Source organism: Halomonas sp. QHL1 (assembly GCF_001882345.1).
Lineage (GTDB): Bacteria > Pseudomonadota > Gammaproteobacteria > Pseudomonadales > Halomonadaceae > Vreelandella.
Map to the genome: position 1 here is coordinate 3,266,783 of NZ_MINL01000001.1, position 16,067 is coordinate 3,282,849.

The 16,067-nt window shown below is 58.0% G+C and carries 12 protein-coding genes; 9 read left to right on the forward strand and 3 right to left on the reverse strand.

Annotation, left to right across the window (positions count from 1 at the left end; all coding sequences use genetic code 11):
- Positions 1-77: 77 nt before the first annotated feature.
- From QHL1GM_RS15035 to QHL1GM_RS15045, 3 genes are all read left to right on the forward strand, one after another.
- The gene (locus QHL1GM_RS15035) at positions 78-1,187 is read left to right on the forward strand and encodes an extracellular solute-binding protein (protein WP_083571040.1); all 1,110 of its coding nucleotides are present in this window, start codon (positions 78-80) and stop codon (positions 1,185-1,187) included.
- 90 nt (positions 1,188-1,277) lie between these two features.
- On the forward strand, positions 1,278-2,531 hold the full coding sequence (locus tag QHL1GM_RS15040; RefSeq protein WP_071695183.1) for an ABC transporter permease: 1,254 nt from the start codon (positions 1,278-1,280) through the stop codon (positions 2,529-2,531).
- A 3-nt stretch (positions 2,532-2,534) separates the two neighbouring features.
- Complete coding sequence (locus QHL1GM_RS15045; RefSeq protein ID WP_071695184.1) at positions 2,535-3,386, forward strand: ABC transporter permease; 852 nt, start codon at positions 2,535-2,537, stop codon at positions 3,384-3,386.
- 40 nt (positions 3,387-3,426) lie between these two features.
- On the opposite strand, the gene QHL1GM_RS15050 is transcribed toward QHL1GM_RS15045, so the two are convergent.
- The 3 genes from QHL1GM_RS15050 to QHL1GM_RS15060 form a co-directional block, all read right to left on the reverse strand.
- Positions 3,427-5,478: an NADH:flavin oxidoreductase gene (locus QHL1GM_RS15050; RefSeq protein WP_071695185.1), complete on the reverse strand. Its 2,052-nt coding sequence runs from the start codon at positions 5,476-5,478 to the stop codon at positions 3,427-3,429.
- A gap of 157 nt (positions 5,479-5,635) precedes the next feature.
- Complete coding sequence (locus QHL1GM_RS15055; RefSeq protein WP_071695186.1) at positions 5,636-6,274, reverse strand: TetR/AcrR family transcriptional regulator; 639 nt, start codon at positions 6,272-6,274, stop codon at positions 5,636-5,638.
- Positions 6,275-6,398: 124 nt separating this feature from the next.
- Positions 6,399-7,685: an SRPBCC family protein gene (locus QHL1GM_RS15060; protein WP_071695187.1), complete on the reverse strand. Its 1,287-nt coding sequence runs from the start codon at positions 7,683-7,685 to the stop codon at positions 6,399-6,401.
- A gap of 363 nt (positions 7,686-8,048) precedes the next feature.
- Here QHL1GM_RS15060 and QHL1GM_RS15065 point away from each other — a divergent pair, with 363 nt between their 5' ends.
- From QHL1GM_RS15065 to soxG, 6 genes are all read left to right on the forward strand, one after another.
- Positions 8,049-9,155: a hybrid-cluster NAD(P)-dependent oxidoreductase gene (locus tag QHL1GM_RS15065; RefSeq protein WP_071696017.1), complete on the forward strand. Its 1,107-nt coding sequence runs from the start codon at positions 8,049-8,051 to the stop codon at positions 9,153-9,155.
- 286 nt (positions 9,156-9,441) lie between these two features.
- On the forward strand, positions 9,442-10,755 hold the full coding sequence (gene glyA / locus QHL1GM_RS15070) for a serine hydroxymethyltransferase (protein ID WP_071695188.1): 1,314 nt from the start codon (positions 9,442-9,444) through the stop codon (positions 10,753-10,755).
- A 12-nt stretch (positions 10,756-10,767) separates the two neighbouring features.
- Positions 10,768-12,018, forward strand: coding sequence for a sarcosine oxidase subunit beta family protein (locus tag QHL1GM_RS15075; protein WP_071695189.1), 1,251 nt, complete (start codon positions 10,768-10,770; stop codon positions 12,016-12,018).
- Positions 12,019-12,042: 24 nt separating this feature from the next.
- The gene (locus QHL1GM_RS15080) at positions 12,043-12,384 is read left to right on the forward strand and encodes a sarcosine oxidase subunit delta (RefSeq protein ID WP_071695190.1); all 342 of its coding nucleotides are present in this window, start codon (positions 12,043-12,045) and stop codon (positions 12,382-12,384) included.
- Positions 12,381-15,431, forward strand: a complete 3,051-nt coding sequence (locus QHL1GM_RS15085; RefSeq protein ID WP_071695191.1) for a sarcosine oxidase subunit alpha family protein — start codon at positions 12,381-12,383, stop codon at positions 15,429-15,431. The genes QHL1GM_RS15080 and QHL1GM_RS15085 overlap by 4 nt, the downstream gene beginning before the upstream one ends.
- Positions 15,424-16,059, forward strand: coding sequence for a sarcosine oxidase subunit gamma (soxG, locus tag QHL1GM_RS15090; RefSeq protein ID WP_071695192.1), 636 nt, complete (start codon positions 15,424-15,426; stop codon positions 16,057-16,059). The genes QHL1GM_RS15085 and soxG overlap by 8 nt, the downstream gene beginning before the upstream one ends.
- The last annotated feature ends 8 nt before the right edge of the window (positions 16,060-16,067 follow it).

The window sequence follows — 16,067 nt, forward strand, 5'->3', positions numbered from 1 at the left end:
AGGACGGCAGTCAAGTGCGCCGTTTCTTGGCATCCCATGGTGCCGGCGGCGATTGCAACAATAAACGGAGAATCCCTATGAAAACCAGTATCAGCAATCGCGTTTTTAAAACAGGTATCGCTGCCGTGGGAGTGTCGGCACTGGCAGTGGCGGTTAGTGCCCATGCCCAGCAGACGTTGAACATTGTTTCCTGGGGCGGTGCTTACAGCATGAGCCAACATGAGGCTTACGATAAGCCTTGGATGGAGAAGACTGGAGACGAGATCGTCAATATCGACCGTAGCGGTAACGCCCTGGCGGGGCTGCGCGCCCAATCCCAGGCAGGCAACGTGACCTGGGACCTGGTCGACATGCTCCCCGCCGATGCCATGATCGCCTGTGATGAAGGGCTAATCGAGCCGCTCGATCACGATGAGCTGCTGGCCGACGCTCCGGATGGCACGCCGCCCAGCGAGGACTTCGTCGACGGTGCCTTGGGTGACTGCTTTGTGGCCTCCATCGTCTATTCTAATATCGTCGCCTACAACAGCGAGATGTTCCCCGAGGACGTCCAGCCCAGCACCATCGAGGATGTCTTCGACCTGGAAAACTATCCCGGCAAGCGGGCCCTGCTACGCAAGCCGATCAACAACATGGAATGGGCTTTGATCGCCGATGGCGTCGATCGTGATGAGGTCTACGCCATGCTCGAGACAGAAGAAGGCGTACAGCGTGCCTTCGACAAGCTGGATACCATCAAGGACGAGGTCATCTGGTGGGAGGAGGGCGCCCAACCGCCTCAGCTGCTGGCCGATCAGGAAGTCGCCTTTGCCTCCGCCTACAATGGCCGGATCTTCAATGCCATGGTCACTGAAGACCAGCCCTTCGAGATCATCTGGGATGCGCAGGTGTTCGAGCTGGACGGCTGGGTTGTGCCCACCGGCAAGCTCGACAAGGTGAAGGACTATCTCTACTTCGCCACCGACACCCAGCGACTCGCCGATCAGGCCCAGTACATTTCCTATGGCCCGGCTCGTCTCTCCTCGTCTGAATTAGTGTCCACCCATGCCGAAACCGGCATCGATATGACGCCGCACATGCCGACCCACGAGCCGAATTTCGAAACGGCGCTACAAAAGGACGACCTGTTCTGGGCCGACTACAACGATGAGCTGACCCAGCGCTTCAACGCCTGGCTGTCCCAGTAAGGCGCTGCTGCCGCCCGGTGACCATCGGGCGGCAGCATGCCGATAGCCGATCGTTGCTGATCGTTTCTTTCGCCTGACGGAGAGAACTACGTGTCCGAACCGCCTGCAGCTCCTCTGACAACGGCCGATGGTGTGCCGCTTAAGGTCAGCCTGCGTCGTACCGTGCGACGCTCGAAAATCAAGGCGCTGTTGCTGGTTGCGCCGCTACTGGCATTCCTGTTTATTGCCTTTTTGATGCCCTTGTTCGAAATGCTGTGGCGCAGTGTCGATAACCCGGAAGTGTCTACCCATTTATCCCGCACTGTTTCAGCGCTGGAAGGCTGGAACGGTGAGTCTTTACCCAATGAGGCCGCCTTTGCCGCCTTGGCCGAGGACCTCCGCGAAGGTCAGCAGGAACGCAATCTGGGGCTTTTATCCAGCCGGCTGAACTATGAGAAGTCGGGCATGCGTTCAACTATCAGCCGCACGGCGCGCCGCGTCGGCACTTTGGAGCCGCCCTATCGCGAGTCGCTTATCGAGGTTAACAATACCTGGGGAGAGCTCGATACCTGGAAGCTGATCCAGCGCGAGGCGTCTCCTTATACGGTGTCGTATTATCTGGCGGCGGTGGATCGCCAGTTGAGCCCCGATGGCGAAATCGTCAAGGTGCCGGAACATATGCAGATCCATGGAACCCTGTTTTGGCGAACGCTGTGGATGAGCGCCGTCATCACCGGTCTGACGCTGGTGCTCGGGTTTCCGGTGGCCTTTTTGCTGGCGAATCTGCCAATGCGCCATTCCAACCTGCTGATGATTCTGGTGCTGCTGCCTTTCTGGACCTCGCTGCTGGTGCGCACCACCACCTGGATCGCCATCCTGCAGTCACAGGGCGTGCTCAACGACGTCATGGTGGCCCTCGGCGTGATCGCCGATGAGGCGCGCTGGCAGATGATCCACAACAAGATGGGCACGATCATCGCCATGACGCATATCCTGCTGCCTTTCATGATCCTGCCGCTCTACTCGGTGATGAAGACCATTCCACCCAGCTACATGCGAGCCGCGCGCTCGTTGGGGGGCAAACCGTTTCTCAGTTTCCGTCGGGTCTACTTCCCTCTAACGATTCCAGGCATTGCCGCTGGCGGCATCCTGGTGTTCATACTGTCGATCGGTTACTACATCACGCCGGCGCTGGTGGGCGGGCAGTCGGGGCGCTTCATCACGAATTACATCGCCTACCATATGCAGACATCGCTCAACTGGGGGCTGGCGGCCGCGATTGCCTCCATCCTGCTGTTCGTGGTGATTATCTGTTATCTGGTGTTCAATCGTCTGATCGGCGTCGACAAGGTCAAACTGGGGTAAACCATGGCCATTCCTTCCTACGCCACCCGTGGCGAGCGTATCTGGCATTATGTCTTTCTGATCATCTGCGGCCTGGTCTTCCTATTCCTCATCGGACCGCTATTGGTGATCATACCGTTGTCATTCAATGCCGAGCCCTACTTCACCTTCAGCAAGGAAATGCTGACCTTCGACCCAGCCGGTTATTCGTTGCGCTGGTATGAGGATTTCTTTACCTCGAGCGCGTGGCTCAATGCCATCAAGAACAGCTTCATCATCGGTATAGCGTCCACGCTGCTGGCCACAGTATTGGGGACGGTAGCGGCACTGGGGTTGTCGAGTCGGCACATGCCAGCTCGCGGCGCGATCATGGCGCTTTTGATTTCGCCGATGATCGTGCCGTTGATCATTTCAGCGGCGGCGATGTTCTTCTTCTTTTCCAAGGTCAATCTCGCCCAAACCTACGTGGGTGTGATTCTGGCACATACGGCGCTCGGCATTCCCTTCGTGGTCATTACCGTGACGGCCACGCTATCCAGCTTCGACACCACGCTGATCCGTGCGGCGCATAGTCTTGGGGCCAATCCCACGCGCACCTTCTTCAAGGTGGTGCTGCCACTGGTCACGCCGGGGGTGGTGTCAGGGGCGCTGTTCGCCTTCATCACGTCCTTCGACGAGGTGGTGGTGGTGCTGTTCATTGCAGGTCCTGAACAGCGCACCATGCCGATCCAGATGTGGTCGGGCATTCGCGAGCAGATCAGCCCGACGATCCTCGCTGTAGCGACCATGCTGGTATTGCTATCGATGATGATGCTCACCACCCTTGAACTGCTACGCCGGCGTAGTGAGCGGCTACGGGGCCTCTCTCCCGATTGAGCCCAAACAGCGTTAATGCTGCACTGGTTTGCTGTGGAAACTAAATGTCCTTAACCAACCTGAGCGCATCGTAGATAGCCGCGTGAGTGTTCCGAGACTCGACGGCATCGCCGATCCGGAACAGCTGGAAGCGGCCATCCGGGTTGCTAGTCATGGTCTGGGGGGCGCCCACGATCAGGTTATCGTAATTCACCTCGCCGCGGTTGCTGGAGTGGGGTTTTAGCTCGAAATAGATATCGGCCATCGGTGTGATGCCGTAGTTGACCACCACTTGGTCGATACGCCGCTCTTGCCCCGTATCTTGCTGGCCGTGAATCACATAATCGCTGGTGATTTCGGCGAGCAGTTGGTTGCCGTCGCGCTGCACGGACTTCAGCCGGTAAGTCGGCGTGAAGGTGACGTTGGCACGCTGTAGGGAACGCATGTAGGGCACAAGGTTCATGGCCATGATCTCGGCGGAGAAGGTGCGGTCCGGCGTCATAATCTCAAGCTCGGCCCCCGCGGCGGCAATGATCTCCGCAGCCTGAAGGGCGGCATGGTCGCCTGCATCGTCAAACAGCAATACCCGTTTGCCCGGTGGCACGTGCCCGGAGAGTATGTCCCAGGTATTGACGACTAAGTCGCTGCCGACTGCGGGCTGGTCTTCCATCGGGTAGCCACCGGTAGCCACGATCACCACATCGGGTTTTTCGGCGAGCACCTCCTCGGCTTCGGCCCAGACGTTGTAGCGGATCTCGACGCCGAGTGCTTCACAGCGCGACAGGCGCCAATCGATGATGCCCAGCATCTCGCGACGTCGCTCACTCTGCGCCGTGAGACGTACCTGCCCCCCCGCATCGCTGGCGGCTTCTAATACCACCACCGAATGGCCACGCTCACCGGCGACACGAGCGGCTTCCAACCCTGCTGGCCCTGCGCCGATAATTACGACTCGCCGTTGTTGTGCCGCCTTGGGAATAGTGTGGGGCATGGTGGTTTCGCGCCCGGTGGCGGCGTTATGGATGCAGTAGGCGGCACCGCCTTGATAGATGCGATCAAGGCAGTAGTTGGCGCCGACGCAGGGGCGGATCTCTTCCTCTCGCCCTTCGGCGATCTTGCGCACGATGTGCGGGTCGGCCATGTGGGCACGGGTCATGCCGATCATGTCGACCTTTCCAGAGGCGATGGCATAACGGGCAGTGGCGACATCCTGGATTTTGGCGCCATGGAAGGTGGGGAAGTCGATCTCACGACGTATTTCGCCGGCAAAATCCAGGTGCGGGGCGCTGGGCATGCCCTGGATGGGAATCACGTCGGTGAGCCCTGCATCGGTGTCGATGTGGCCGCGAACCACGTTGAGGAAGTCGACCAGGCCGCTACTCTTCAAGCGTAGTGATATCTCCAGCCCATCGCCGGAGGTCAGCCCACCCGGCAGCATCTCGTCGCCGGTGTAGCGCACACCGACGATAAACGCCTCACCCACCCGCTGGCGAATGGCGCGCAGCACATCGAAGGTGAAACGCAGTCGGTTATCGAGATCGCCGCCATAAGGTTCCTCAAGAGTATTGGTCAGCGGTGACCAGAACTGATCCATCAGGTGGCCATAGGCCTGTAGCTCGATGCCATCGAGACCGGCGGCATGCATGCGCTCGGCGGCATCGGCGTAGTCGCGGATTAGGCGCTCGATATCCCAATCCTCGACCTGCTTGGGAAAGGCGCGGTGGGACGCCTCGCGACGGTGAGAAGGCGACAGCGCTGGCAGCCAGTCGCCCTTGTCCCAACGAGTGCGTCGGCCCAGGTGGGTGAGTTGGATCATCACTGCGGTGCCATGCTCGTGACAGGCGTCGGTCAGCTCACGCATCCAGGGCACCACTTCATCCTTATAGGCGAGTATGTTGTTGAACACGGGCGGGCTGTCCTTGGCTACTGCGGCGGATCCGGCAGTCATAGTCAGGCCAAGGCCTGCCTTGGCGCGCTCGACGTGGTAGGCCCGGTAGAGCGCCTTGGGCATCCCATCCTCAGGATAAGCGGGCTCATGAGCTGTCATCATAAGCCTGTTTTTCAGGGTTAGATGTTTGAGCTGGAAGGGCTGCAGCAGCGGATCGTTAAGCATGGGCAGGACGCCATTTTATTGTGTATTTAATAAATCTAGGTGCTAATGTTCATTGTTGTCAATTAAATGTTCAATGATGTACATTTCGAGGCGAGCATGTTTAACCGCTAGTACGGTTGGGAGGTAGGTGGTGTTAGCCGATCAGGCTTGCTGTGGGCTAGTAAGTGCCAGTTGGAGAATAATATCCATGGCGGGCATGGAAGCGTTGTAACTCCCTTGCGCCAGGGGGCTGGCCGGTGAAGATCTCGACATAGGCGGGGATGCGCTGCATGCGCACCTCAAGCGGTTCCTGGGTCTTCATCGAGATATAGCCGATCTGGGTTAGGTAGATGGTGCGACCACGAACGTTGGCCGCCAGCGGATCATAGCCGTAGCGCTGGAACATTCGCGCCAGTGCTTCGATACGGGTGGCATCAGCTGCATCGATTTCACTCACTACGGATGCTGACTGTAGCGCCCAGCTGCGCATGGCGAACTCTAGCGGGGAGTCGAACAGTTTAGGGTCCAGCCAGCAGTCGAAGACATTGAGCATCGCTTCGACGATATTCTCGGCATAGGCTTCGGTCTGATGCACTAGCCCTTGGGTATTCTTTTCACGCCAGCGTGCAATCAGTGCCTCCAGCAGTGCCTCGCGATCCTTGAAGAACCAGTAAAAACTGGTTCGAGAAAGCTTTAGTCGCTTGGCCAGGGAAAGAATACGTACGCTATCGACGCCCGATTCCAATAGCAGCTCAAACGCCGCCTCAAGCCAGACGTCTTGGGAGCCTTTAGCGGTGGGCGTATCGGTGGATGGCATTGAGCAGTTCTCTAAGAATAGTCTAGGAATAGTGTGGCAAAGTGTACACAGGTGTCTCTTATGTGTACACGTTGTCAACTACCCTGGCTAAGTCCTAGACGTCACTGCCTTGATCCTTCAAGTTTTACCCTTGGGCTAAGTGTAACGTCGGCGCCTCATATCCTAGGTTCTCGAGCATGCGGGCGGCGTACCAGTCGATAAAGTCGATAACACCGAACTCATAGGTTTCAGAGTAAGGGCCCGGTTGGTAAGCCTTGGAGTTAATGCCACGCTGGTTCTCTTCGGCGAGTTGGCGATCCTGGTCGTTGGTCGCATCCCATACTCGGCGGAGCTGCTCGGGATCGTAGTCAACGCCTTCCACGGCATCCTTGTGAACCAGCCACTTGGTGGTCACCACGGTTTGCTGCGGGCCAAGCGGTAGCACACGAAAGACCACCGCGTGATCACCCATAAAGTGATTCCACGAGTTGGGCAGATGCAGGATGCGTAGAGAGCCCATGTCGGGGCTTTTCAGGCGCCCCATCAGCTTTTTGCAGCCGGGCTGGCCGTCCATGGTCATCGACACGATACCATCTAGCAGCGGCGTACGGGTCAGGCGGTTACGCTGGCCAAGCCGCGTAAGCTGATAGGGAACCTGCTCCTGGTCCCAGTCTGCCTGTTTGCGGGCCACCAGCGCTTTGTAGGCGGGTGTGGCGCGCGGGTCGTCGGTGTCATCGAACTCCTGCAGCGAGTTCAGCAGCTCGGGGTGAGCGCCGTTGCAGTGATAGCACTCGCGGTTGTTTTCGATGACCAGCTTCCAGTTGGCTTGCTCGACGATGCTGGACTCGGTGGCGACCTTGACGTTGTCCATTTGGTACGGCTCAAGATAATGCTCAAGCGTTGTCAGAAATTCGTCAATCGCGGGCGGTTCATCGCTAAGATTGATAAAGATGAAGCCGCCGGCGGTGTGCACGCTGACCGGCTTGAGGCCAAACTGGTCGAGGTCGAAGTCAGTGCCCATGTCGCTGCCGGCAAACAGCAATCGACCATCAAGTTCGTAGGTCCACTGGTGGTAGGGGCAGACGAGTTTTGCCACCTTGCCTTTATCTTTTACGCAAAGGCGCGACCCGCGGTGCCGGCAGACATTGTGAAACGCATGAACAGCGCCTTCACTGCCGCGAACGATGACAATGGGATTATCACCGATATCCAATGTCATGAAGTTACCCTTGGCCGGGATTTCGCACGTCATGCCCGCAAACAGCCACTCTTTCTCGAAGACCTCCTGCATATCAAGCGCGAACAGGCGGGCATCGTTGTAAAACGGCTGCGCAAGCGAAAAGGTACGCTCTCTTTCCTGCAGCATATGGACCGTTGACTCACGAGCCGCAGCGAGTGGGTCATCCATCCGATTAGAAACACTTTTTTCCATTACCAGTATCCTCGTAAACCTCCGCTCCCCCCTCAAGGGCTGCGAATCGGCCGATAGTCAAGATTGCGTATCTTGTTGCTCTGTTGCGTAACCTGGCGTTTGATTCAAATGTGGCCTGACGTCAGGTATCGATTGTGTTGCAGGCGCTGGCCTACCAATTGTCTGCCCGCGACATTAGATGGCGTAGTGGCGACTAAAAAAGAGGTTTCTAAACGATAAAGAGTGGCACGAGGTAAGTGCGAGTCGCTGTCAGGTAAGTCGGTCGGCAGGCGCGTCCCCAAAATGCAGCTCAAAGGTGCTGACCGTATCGCAAATACGGTTCGGCGATGCATGGTGATGAAGGCTGGTCAGGCAGAGGCGACAATGACAACTAATTTCTTCAATCCGGTCACGACCCAAACCTGGACCAACGGCCGCCACCAGGTGCGTTGCGTCAAGGTGATCCAGGAAACCCAGGATGTGCGCACGTTCTGTTTCATGGCCGAGCAGCCTGTGCTGTTCTTCTTCAAGCCAGGTCAGTTCGTCACGCTGGAGCTTGAGATTGATCACCAGCCGATCATGCGCTCCTATACGATTTCCAGTTCTCCCTCTATTCCTTACAGCTTTTCCATCACCGTTAAGCAGGTGCCGGGAGGAAAGGTATCCAATTGGCTACATGCCAACTTGAAGGTGGGCGATGAGCTGGCCGTGCACGGGCCAGTTGGCAATTTTAATTCTATTGATTACCCCGCCGAGAAAGTGCTGTTTCTCTCTGGCGGTGTGGGCATTACGCCCTTGATGTCCATGACGCGCTGGTTTTTTGATACCAACGCCGCTGTCGACGTTGAGTTCATACACAGTGCCCGTGCCCCGCGTGATGTGATTTATCACCGTGAGCTGGTGCATATGTTTTCGCGCATCCCTGAATTCAAGCTGCATATTATTTGCGAGAACAAAGAGGATATCGGCGAGGCCTGGGCCGGCTACCGTGGTTACCTAACGCAGCCACTATTTGAGTTGATAGTGCCGGACTTTATGGAGAGAGAGATATTTTGTTGCGGCCCTACCCCCTATATGAATGCCGTCAAGAGTATTCTGCGACATCATAACTTTGACATGAATCACTACCACGAAGAGTCGTTTGGCGCCACGCCGGTTGAAGTGCGTGAAGATGTACTTGAGCTGGCCGAACAGGCAGAGGTCGAAGCCGAAAATGTCGACACCAGCGACTTGCACAGCATCGAATTCGCCTCTTCAGGGAAAAGTGTGCGTATCCAGGCTGGTGAGACGGTTCATGCGGCGGCGGCAAAGCTTGGTTTGCATATCCCCAAGGCTTGTGGAATGGGGATTTGCGGTACTTGCCGAGTAGAACTCAAATCAGGTGAGGTGGAAATGGAACATAACGGTGGTATTACCGATGAGGATGTCGAAGAAGGCTATATTCTGTCGTGCTGCAGCCGGCCGAAGGGGGATCTAGTCGTCGATTTTTAGCCCCGGCAAGCACCTTGCTACCTAGTTTTAAGCGCCCTAAACGGCTACTTCCCGTCTAGGGCGCTTTGCTTTTTTTGGCGGGGTCAGTCGTGTTATTGGCTAAATCTTGCCGATGTCGCAAATACATCGCGTGGTGACGTCGGCAAGCATCTTGGGCCCGCACACCAACGATAGTATCGCGGTAACAACGCGTTGATAGTGACTTTGGTTGAAAGCGACCTGGGTTTATCAGCATTAAAGAGTATGTTCAGCACTTAATAAAAAAGTGACTCATCAGGAGGCGGTAATGCTTCAGAATAATTTTTCCCCCAATGCACGTTTGGCCAGTTACGACACGTTGCTTGCTGAAGCAATTGCTGAAGAAACGGTTCGCCAAGAAGCGCATATTGAATTAATCGCCTCCGAAAATTACACCAGTAAACTTGTTATGGAAGCGCAAGGCACACAGCTGACCAACAAGTACGCAGAAGGTTATCCAGGTCGCCGTTACTACGGCGGGTGTGAGTTCGTTGACAAGGTTGAAGCTCTAGCAATTGAGCGAGCTTGTAACCTATTTAGTGCCAACTATGCCAATGTGCAACCACATTCCGGGGCCCAGGCTAATGCTGCCGTCTTCATGGCGCTAGTATCTCCAGGCGATACCGTGTTGGGCATGAGTCTGGCCCACGGCGGCCACTTAACCCATGGCGCTGCACCCAACTTTTCGGGTAAGCACTACAACGCCATACAGTATGGCCTCAAACCAGAAACTGGCGAGATCGACTATGAAGAAGTTGAACGCTTGGCTCGCGAGCACCAGCCGAAGATGATTATCGCTGGGTTTTCCGCCTACTCTCGCGTTGTGGACTGGCGGCGCTTTCGCACCATCGCCGACGAGGTAGGCGCTTGGCTGATGGTTGACATGGCTCATGTCGCAGGCCTGGTTGCCGCTGGCCTTTATCCAAGCCCGCTTCCCTTCGCCCATGTGGTGACCACCACAACTCATAAAACGCTGCGCGGCCCACGGGGTGGTTTAATTCTCTCCGCCCATGGCGATGATGCGCTCTACAAGAAGCTCAATGGGGCAGTGTTCCCGGGCCAGCAGGGTGGCCCGCTGATGCATGTGATCGCCGCTAAGGCGGTGGCTTTTAAAGAGGCCATGAACCAGGAGTTTGTGCGCTACCAACAGCAGGTGATTGATAACGCCCGAGCGATGGCCAATGTATTCGTTGAGCGCGGCTATGACGTGGTGTCTGGTGGTACCGACGATCACCTCTTTCTTGTCTCCCTTATCCGCCAGGGCATTACCGGTAAAGATGCGGATGCAGCACTTGGCCGCGCGCATATCACGGTCAATAAGAATACGGTTCCCAACGACCCTCAGAGTCCCTTCGTAACTTCCGGCCTGCGTATTGGTACCCCAGCGATCACCACTCGCGGTTTCGATGCCCAAGAGTGTAGTGAACTGGCTGGATGGATTTGCGACATCCTGGACGCGTTAGCCACTGGTGGCGACACCGCTTCCATTGAAGCCGAGCTGCTGGCCAAAGTGACCGACGTGTGTGCCCAGCACCCTGTCTACGTTGAATCCGCCGCTGAAGCCGTCGAAGCCATTGCTTGAGAGGAGACCACTATGCAACGCTATTCCGGCTTCGGCCTGGTCAAGCACGCGCTGAGCCACCATGAGAACTGGGAGCGCCAGTGGCGCAACCCTACGCCTAAGAAGCAGTACGATGTGATCATCGTCGGTGGTGGCGGCCACGGCTTGGCTACGGCTTATTACTTGGCTAAAGAGTTCGGCGTCAAGAACGTGGCGGTAATAGAAAAAGGTTGGCTGGGCGGTGGTAATACTGCCCGTAATACCACCATCGTGCGCTCCAACTACTTATGGGACGAAGCTGCAGCCCTTTACGAACATGCCATGAAGCTGTGGAAAGGCCTCTCCCAGGATCTTAATTACAATGTGATGTTCTCCCAACGTGGTGTGCTCAACCTGGGGCATACCCTCCAAGACATGCGCGATATACAGCGTCGGGTTAACGCCAACCGCTTGAACGGTATCTACGGCGAGGTGCTGGATGCCCGTGGTGTACAGGACCTGGTGCCGATTATGGACTGCTCAACCAGCGCCCGTTACCCAGTATTGGGCGCTTCTTGGCAGCCTCAGGCAGGTGTGGCGCGTCACGATGCCGTGGCCTGGGGCTATGCTCGGGGAGCTGACGCCCATGGCGTAGATATACTCCAGCAGACCGAAGTCACCGGCTTCAAGATTCGTGACGGCCAGATCTACGGCGTACACACCAACCGTGGCGACATCGAGGCCAAAACCGTGGGCTGCGTGACCGCCGGTAATTCCAGCGTGCTCGCCAAGATGGGCGGCTTTAACCTGCCGCTGGAATCCCACCCGCTGCAGGCGCTGGTTTCCGAACCTATCAAACCGGTTCTCGATACCGTGGTGATGTCTAATCATGTGCATGGCTATGTCAGCCAATCCGACAAGGGCGACCTGGTCATCGGTGCAGGCATCGACGGCTATAACGGCTATGGCCAGCGTGGTAGCTATCCCACCGTGGAGCACACGCTCCAGGCGATCGTCGAGATGTTCCCTATCTTCTCGCGGGTGCGCATGAACCGCCAATGGGGCGGCATCGTCGATACCTGCCCGGATGCCTGTCCGATTATCTCCAAGACACCGGTGAAAGGCCTGTACTTCAACTGCGGTTGGGGCACCGGCGGCTTCAAGGCGACGCCGGGATCGGGGCATGTGTTTGCCGCCAGCCTGGCTAGGGGGGAGATGCACCCCATCGCCGAGCCGTTCTCCATGTTCCGCTTCCATAGCGGTGCGCTGATCGACGAGCACGGCGCTGCTGGCGTGGCTCATTAGGGTTCATACGAGAGGAGTATCCGCATGTTCTATATCTACTGCCCCTACTGCGGCGAACACCGTGAGGAAGAGGAGTTTCACCCCAAGGGCCAGGCGCATATCGAGCGACCCAAGGAGCCCGAGGCGTGTAGTGATGAAGAATGGGGTGACTACCTGTTTTTCCGCGATAACCCCCGTGGCGTTCACCATGAGATGTGGGTGCACGCGGTGGGTTGCCGCAAGTTTTTCAACGTGACGCGCCATACCGTGAGCTACGAGATTCTCGAGACCTACAAAATGGGCGAGCAGCCGTCGATTACCGCCGGTAGCCAGAACCAGCCTCGCTTGGCCCACGCGGTAAGCCAAAAAGAAGGAGTGCGGGCATGAGCCAGTCAAAGCAACAAATGTACCGCCTTAACACGGGCGGCCGTATCGACCGCTCCCACACGTTGAGCTTCACCTTCAATGGCGAGCGTTACCAAGGGCATCCCGGGGATACCCTGGCCTCGGCGCTGCTGGCCAACGGCGTGGATATCGTCAACCGCAGCTTTAAATACTCGCGCCCCCGCGGCATCGTCGCCGCAGGCGCCGAAGAGCCCAATGCCATCGTGCAGCTGGGCAGCACCGAAGCGGCCCAGGTACCCAACGTACGCGCCACCCAGCAGGCGCTGTATGACGGCCTGACCGCCAGCAGCACCAACGGCTGGCCGAACGTACAACGCGACCTGATGGGCCTGATCGGCAAACTGAGCGGGCAGTTCATGCCGCCGGGGTTCTACTACAAGACCTTTATGGCGCCGGCCTCAATGTGGCTGACCTACGAGAAGTACATCCGTATGGCGGCTGGTCTGGGCTGCAGCCCCATGGAAGTTGATCCGGACAGCTATGATCACCTTCATCAACACTGCGATGTGCTGGTCGTTGGCGCTGGCGCCGCGGGTCTGGCGGCAGCGCTGGCCGCCGCGCGCAGCGGTGCACGGGTGATCGTTGCCGATGAGCAGGAGGAGATGGGGGGCTCACTACTGGATAGCCGCGAAACTCTGGATGGCAAGCCGGCAGACCAGTGGGTTGCTCGGGTGCTGGCAGAGTTAGCTGGCTGTGAGAACGTCACATTGCTGTCGCGCACTACGGCCAACGGCTATCACGATCACAATTTTGTGACGTTGCATGAGCGGCGTACCGAGCACTTGGGCGAAACAGCCCCAGTCGTCCATGGCCACCGCCAGGTGCGTTCCCGTATGCATCGAGTTCGCGTCGGTCAGGTAATCCTAACCACAGGCGCCCACGAGCGGCCGCTGGTTTACGCGGGGAACGACGTTCCGGGCAATCTGTTGGCGGGCGCTGTCTCGACCTACATCCGCCGCTATGGCGTGGCGCCGGGCCGCAAGCTGGTGCTCTCGACCAGCAACGACTACGGCTACCGCGCTGCCCTGGACTGGAACGAGGCCGGCTGCGAGGTCGTCGCTGTCGTGGACGCCCGAGAGGCGCCGGCGGGCGACTGGGTGGATGCCACCCGTGCCCAGGGCATCAAGATTATTACTGGCAGCGCCGTTATAGAGGCGAAGGGCAGCAACCGGGTCACCGCGGCACGGGTCGCCAAGATCGATATTGAGGCTTTCAAAGTCAGCGGCCCGGTTCAGGAGTTGGCCTGCGATACTATCGCCAGCTCCGGCGGTTACAGCCCGGTGATTCACTTGGCGTCCCACACTGGCGCGCGGCCTACCTGGCGCGACGATATTCTCGGCTTCGTACCGGGGCTGGTGAAGGGAGTTCAGGCCTGTGGCGGTGCCAATGGCTGCTACGCGCTGTGTGACGTGCTGGCGGAAGGTGTCGAGGCTGGTATCAAGGCGGCCGCCGCCATGGGTCATGCCGCCCAGACGGTCAGCCTGCCGAGCGCCGAGCAGCTTCAGCAAGGGCCTGCGGTGGCTCTCTTCCAGGTGCCTCACGAGAAGCCCACGCTGCGTGGTCCCAAACAGCTCGTCGACCTGCAGAACGACGTCACCGCGGCGGGCATTGAGCTGGCGACCCGGGAAGGCTTCGAGTCCATCGAGCACATCAAGCGCTATACCGCGATGGGCTTCGGTACGGACCAGGGCAAGCTTGGCAACATCAACGGCATGGCGATTGCGGCTCGTTGCCTGGGCCGCTCTATTCCAGAGGTGGGCACCACGGTATTCCGTCCCAACTACACCCCGGTCACCTTCGGCGCCATTGTTGGTCGCCACTGCCGTGACCTGTTCGATCCCGAACGCTACACCGCGCTTCACCAGTGGCACGTGGAGCGTGGCGCCGAGTTCGAGGACGTCGGTCAGTGGAAGCGCCCTTGGTACTACCCACAGAAGGTGAATGGCAAGGCCGAGACGATGCACGAGGCGGTGGCTCGCGAGTGTCTGGCCGTGCGCGAAAAGGTCGGTATCCTCGATGCCTCGACGCTTGGCAAAATCGATATTCAAGGGCCAGATGCGCGTGAATTCCTGGCGCGGATTTACACCAACAAGTGGGAGAAATTGGCAGTCGGCAAGTGCCGCTACGGCCTGATGTGCAAAGATGACGGTATGGTCACCGACGACGGCGTGACCAGCTGTCTTGCTGAAAACCACTTTTTGATGACTACCACTACCGGTGGCGCTGCCGCGATCCTGGAATGGTTGGAATTATGGCATCAGACCGAGTGGCCGGAACTGGATGTCTACTTCTCTTCAGTGACTGACCACTGGGCCACCATGACCATCACTGGCCCGGAAGCGCGCAAGCTGCTCGCCGAGATCAGTGACATTGATCTTGATCGAGATAGCTTTAAGTTTATGGATTGGCGGTCCGGGAAAGTGGGGGGGGTGCCTGCCCGAGTTTTTCGCATCTCCTTTACGGGCGAGCTGACCTTTGAGATCAACGTGCAAGCCAACTACGCCATGCACGTGTGGCAGACCCTGTTCAAGCATGGCGAGAAGTATGGTTTAACGCCCTATGGCACCGAAACCATGCACGTTCTGCGCGCTGAAAAAGGCTTTATTATCGTGGGCCAGGAAACCGACGGCTCCGTCACGCCGGAAGACCTGGGTATGCAGTGGGCGATCGGCTACGACAAGCCCTACTCATGGATTGGTAAGCGGGCCCTGATACGCAGTGACACCAAGCGTGAGAACCGCAAGCAGCTGGTGGGACTCAGGCCGAAAGACCCGAAGGTGGTTCTCGAAGAGGGAGCCCAGATCGTGCTTGATCCCAAGCATGCGATCCCTATGCCGATGGTGGGTCATGTCACCTCCAGCTACTACAGCCCGGTTCTGGATTCAGGCTTTGCGCTGGCGGTGGTGAAGGGCGGCCACCAGAAGCTGGGTGAGACGGTCTACCTGCCCATGGCGGATGGACAAACCCATGAGGCTGAAATCGTCAGCACCATTTTCTACGACCCCAAGGGAGAGCGCCAAAATGTCTAACGCAGCCACCTTCGACTCCCGTACTGATACCGCTATTCCGGTAGAGTCCCCGTTAGCCTATAGCTATCGTCGCAGCGGTGCGCCCCAGGCCGGCAGCCCAAGCTGGCTTCAGCTACGCGAGCGGGCAATGCTTGGGCATTTGATCCTACGGGGCGGCGCCATCGTGCTCGATGAGGCGGTGCGCGACGTACTGGGAATCAGCTTGCCTGGACAACCCCAGGCCTTGGTACAAGATGCCAGCGGCGAGCGTTCTATTCAGTGGCTTTCCCCGGACGAGTGGCTGGTGATCGTGCCCGGCGGCGAGGAATTCCCGCTGGAGACGAAGCTGCGTGAGCATCTGGGGGATGCCCATTTCGCTATTAGTGATGTCAGCGGTGGTCAGACGTTGCTAGAGCTTTCCGGCGAAGCAGCCCGAGAGCTGTTGATGAAAACGGTGATCTACGATGTTCATCCCAGCAATTTCCCGGTGGGAAAGGGTGTCACTACCGTCTTCGCCAAGGCGACCACTATCCTGCGTCGTCCCAGTGAAGAGCGCTGGGAGTTAGTGGTGCGACGCAGCTTTGCCGACTACTGCTACCGCTGGTTGCTGGATGCAGCGGCAGAGTATGGCGTCAATGTACAACAATAAGCGGGCAG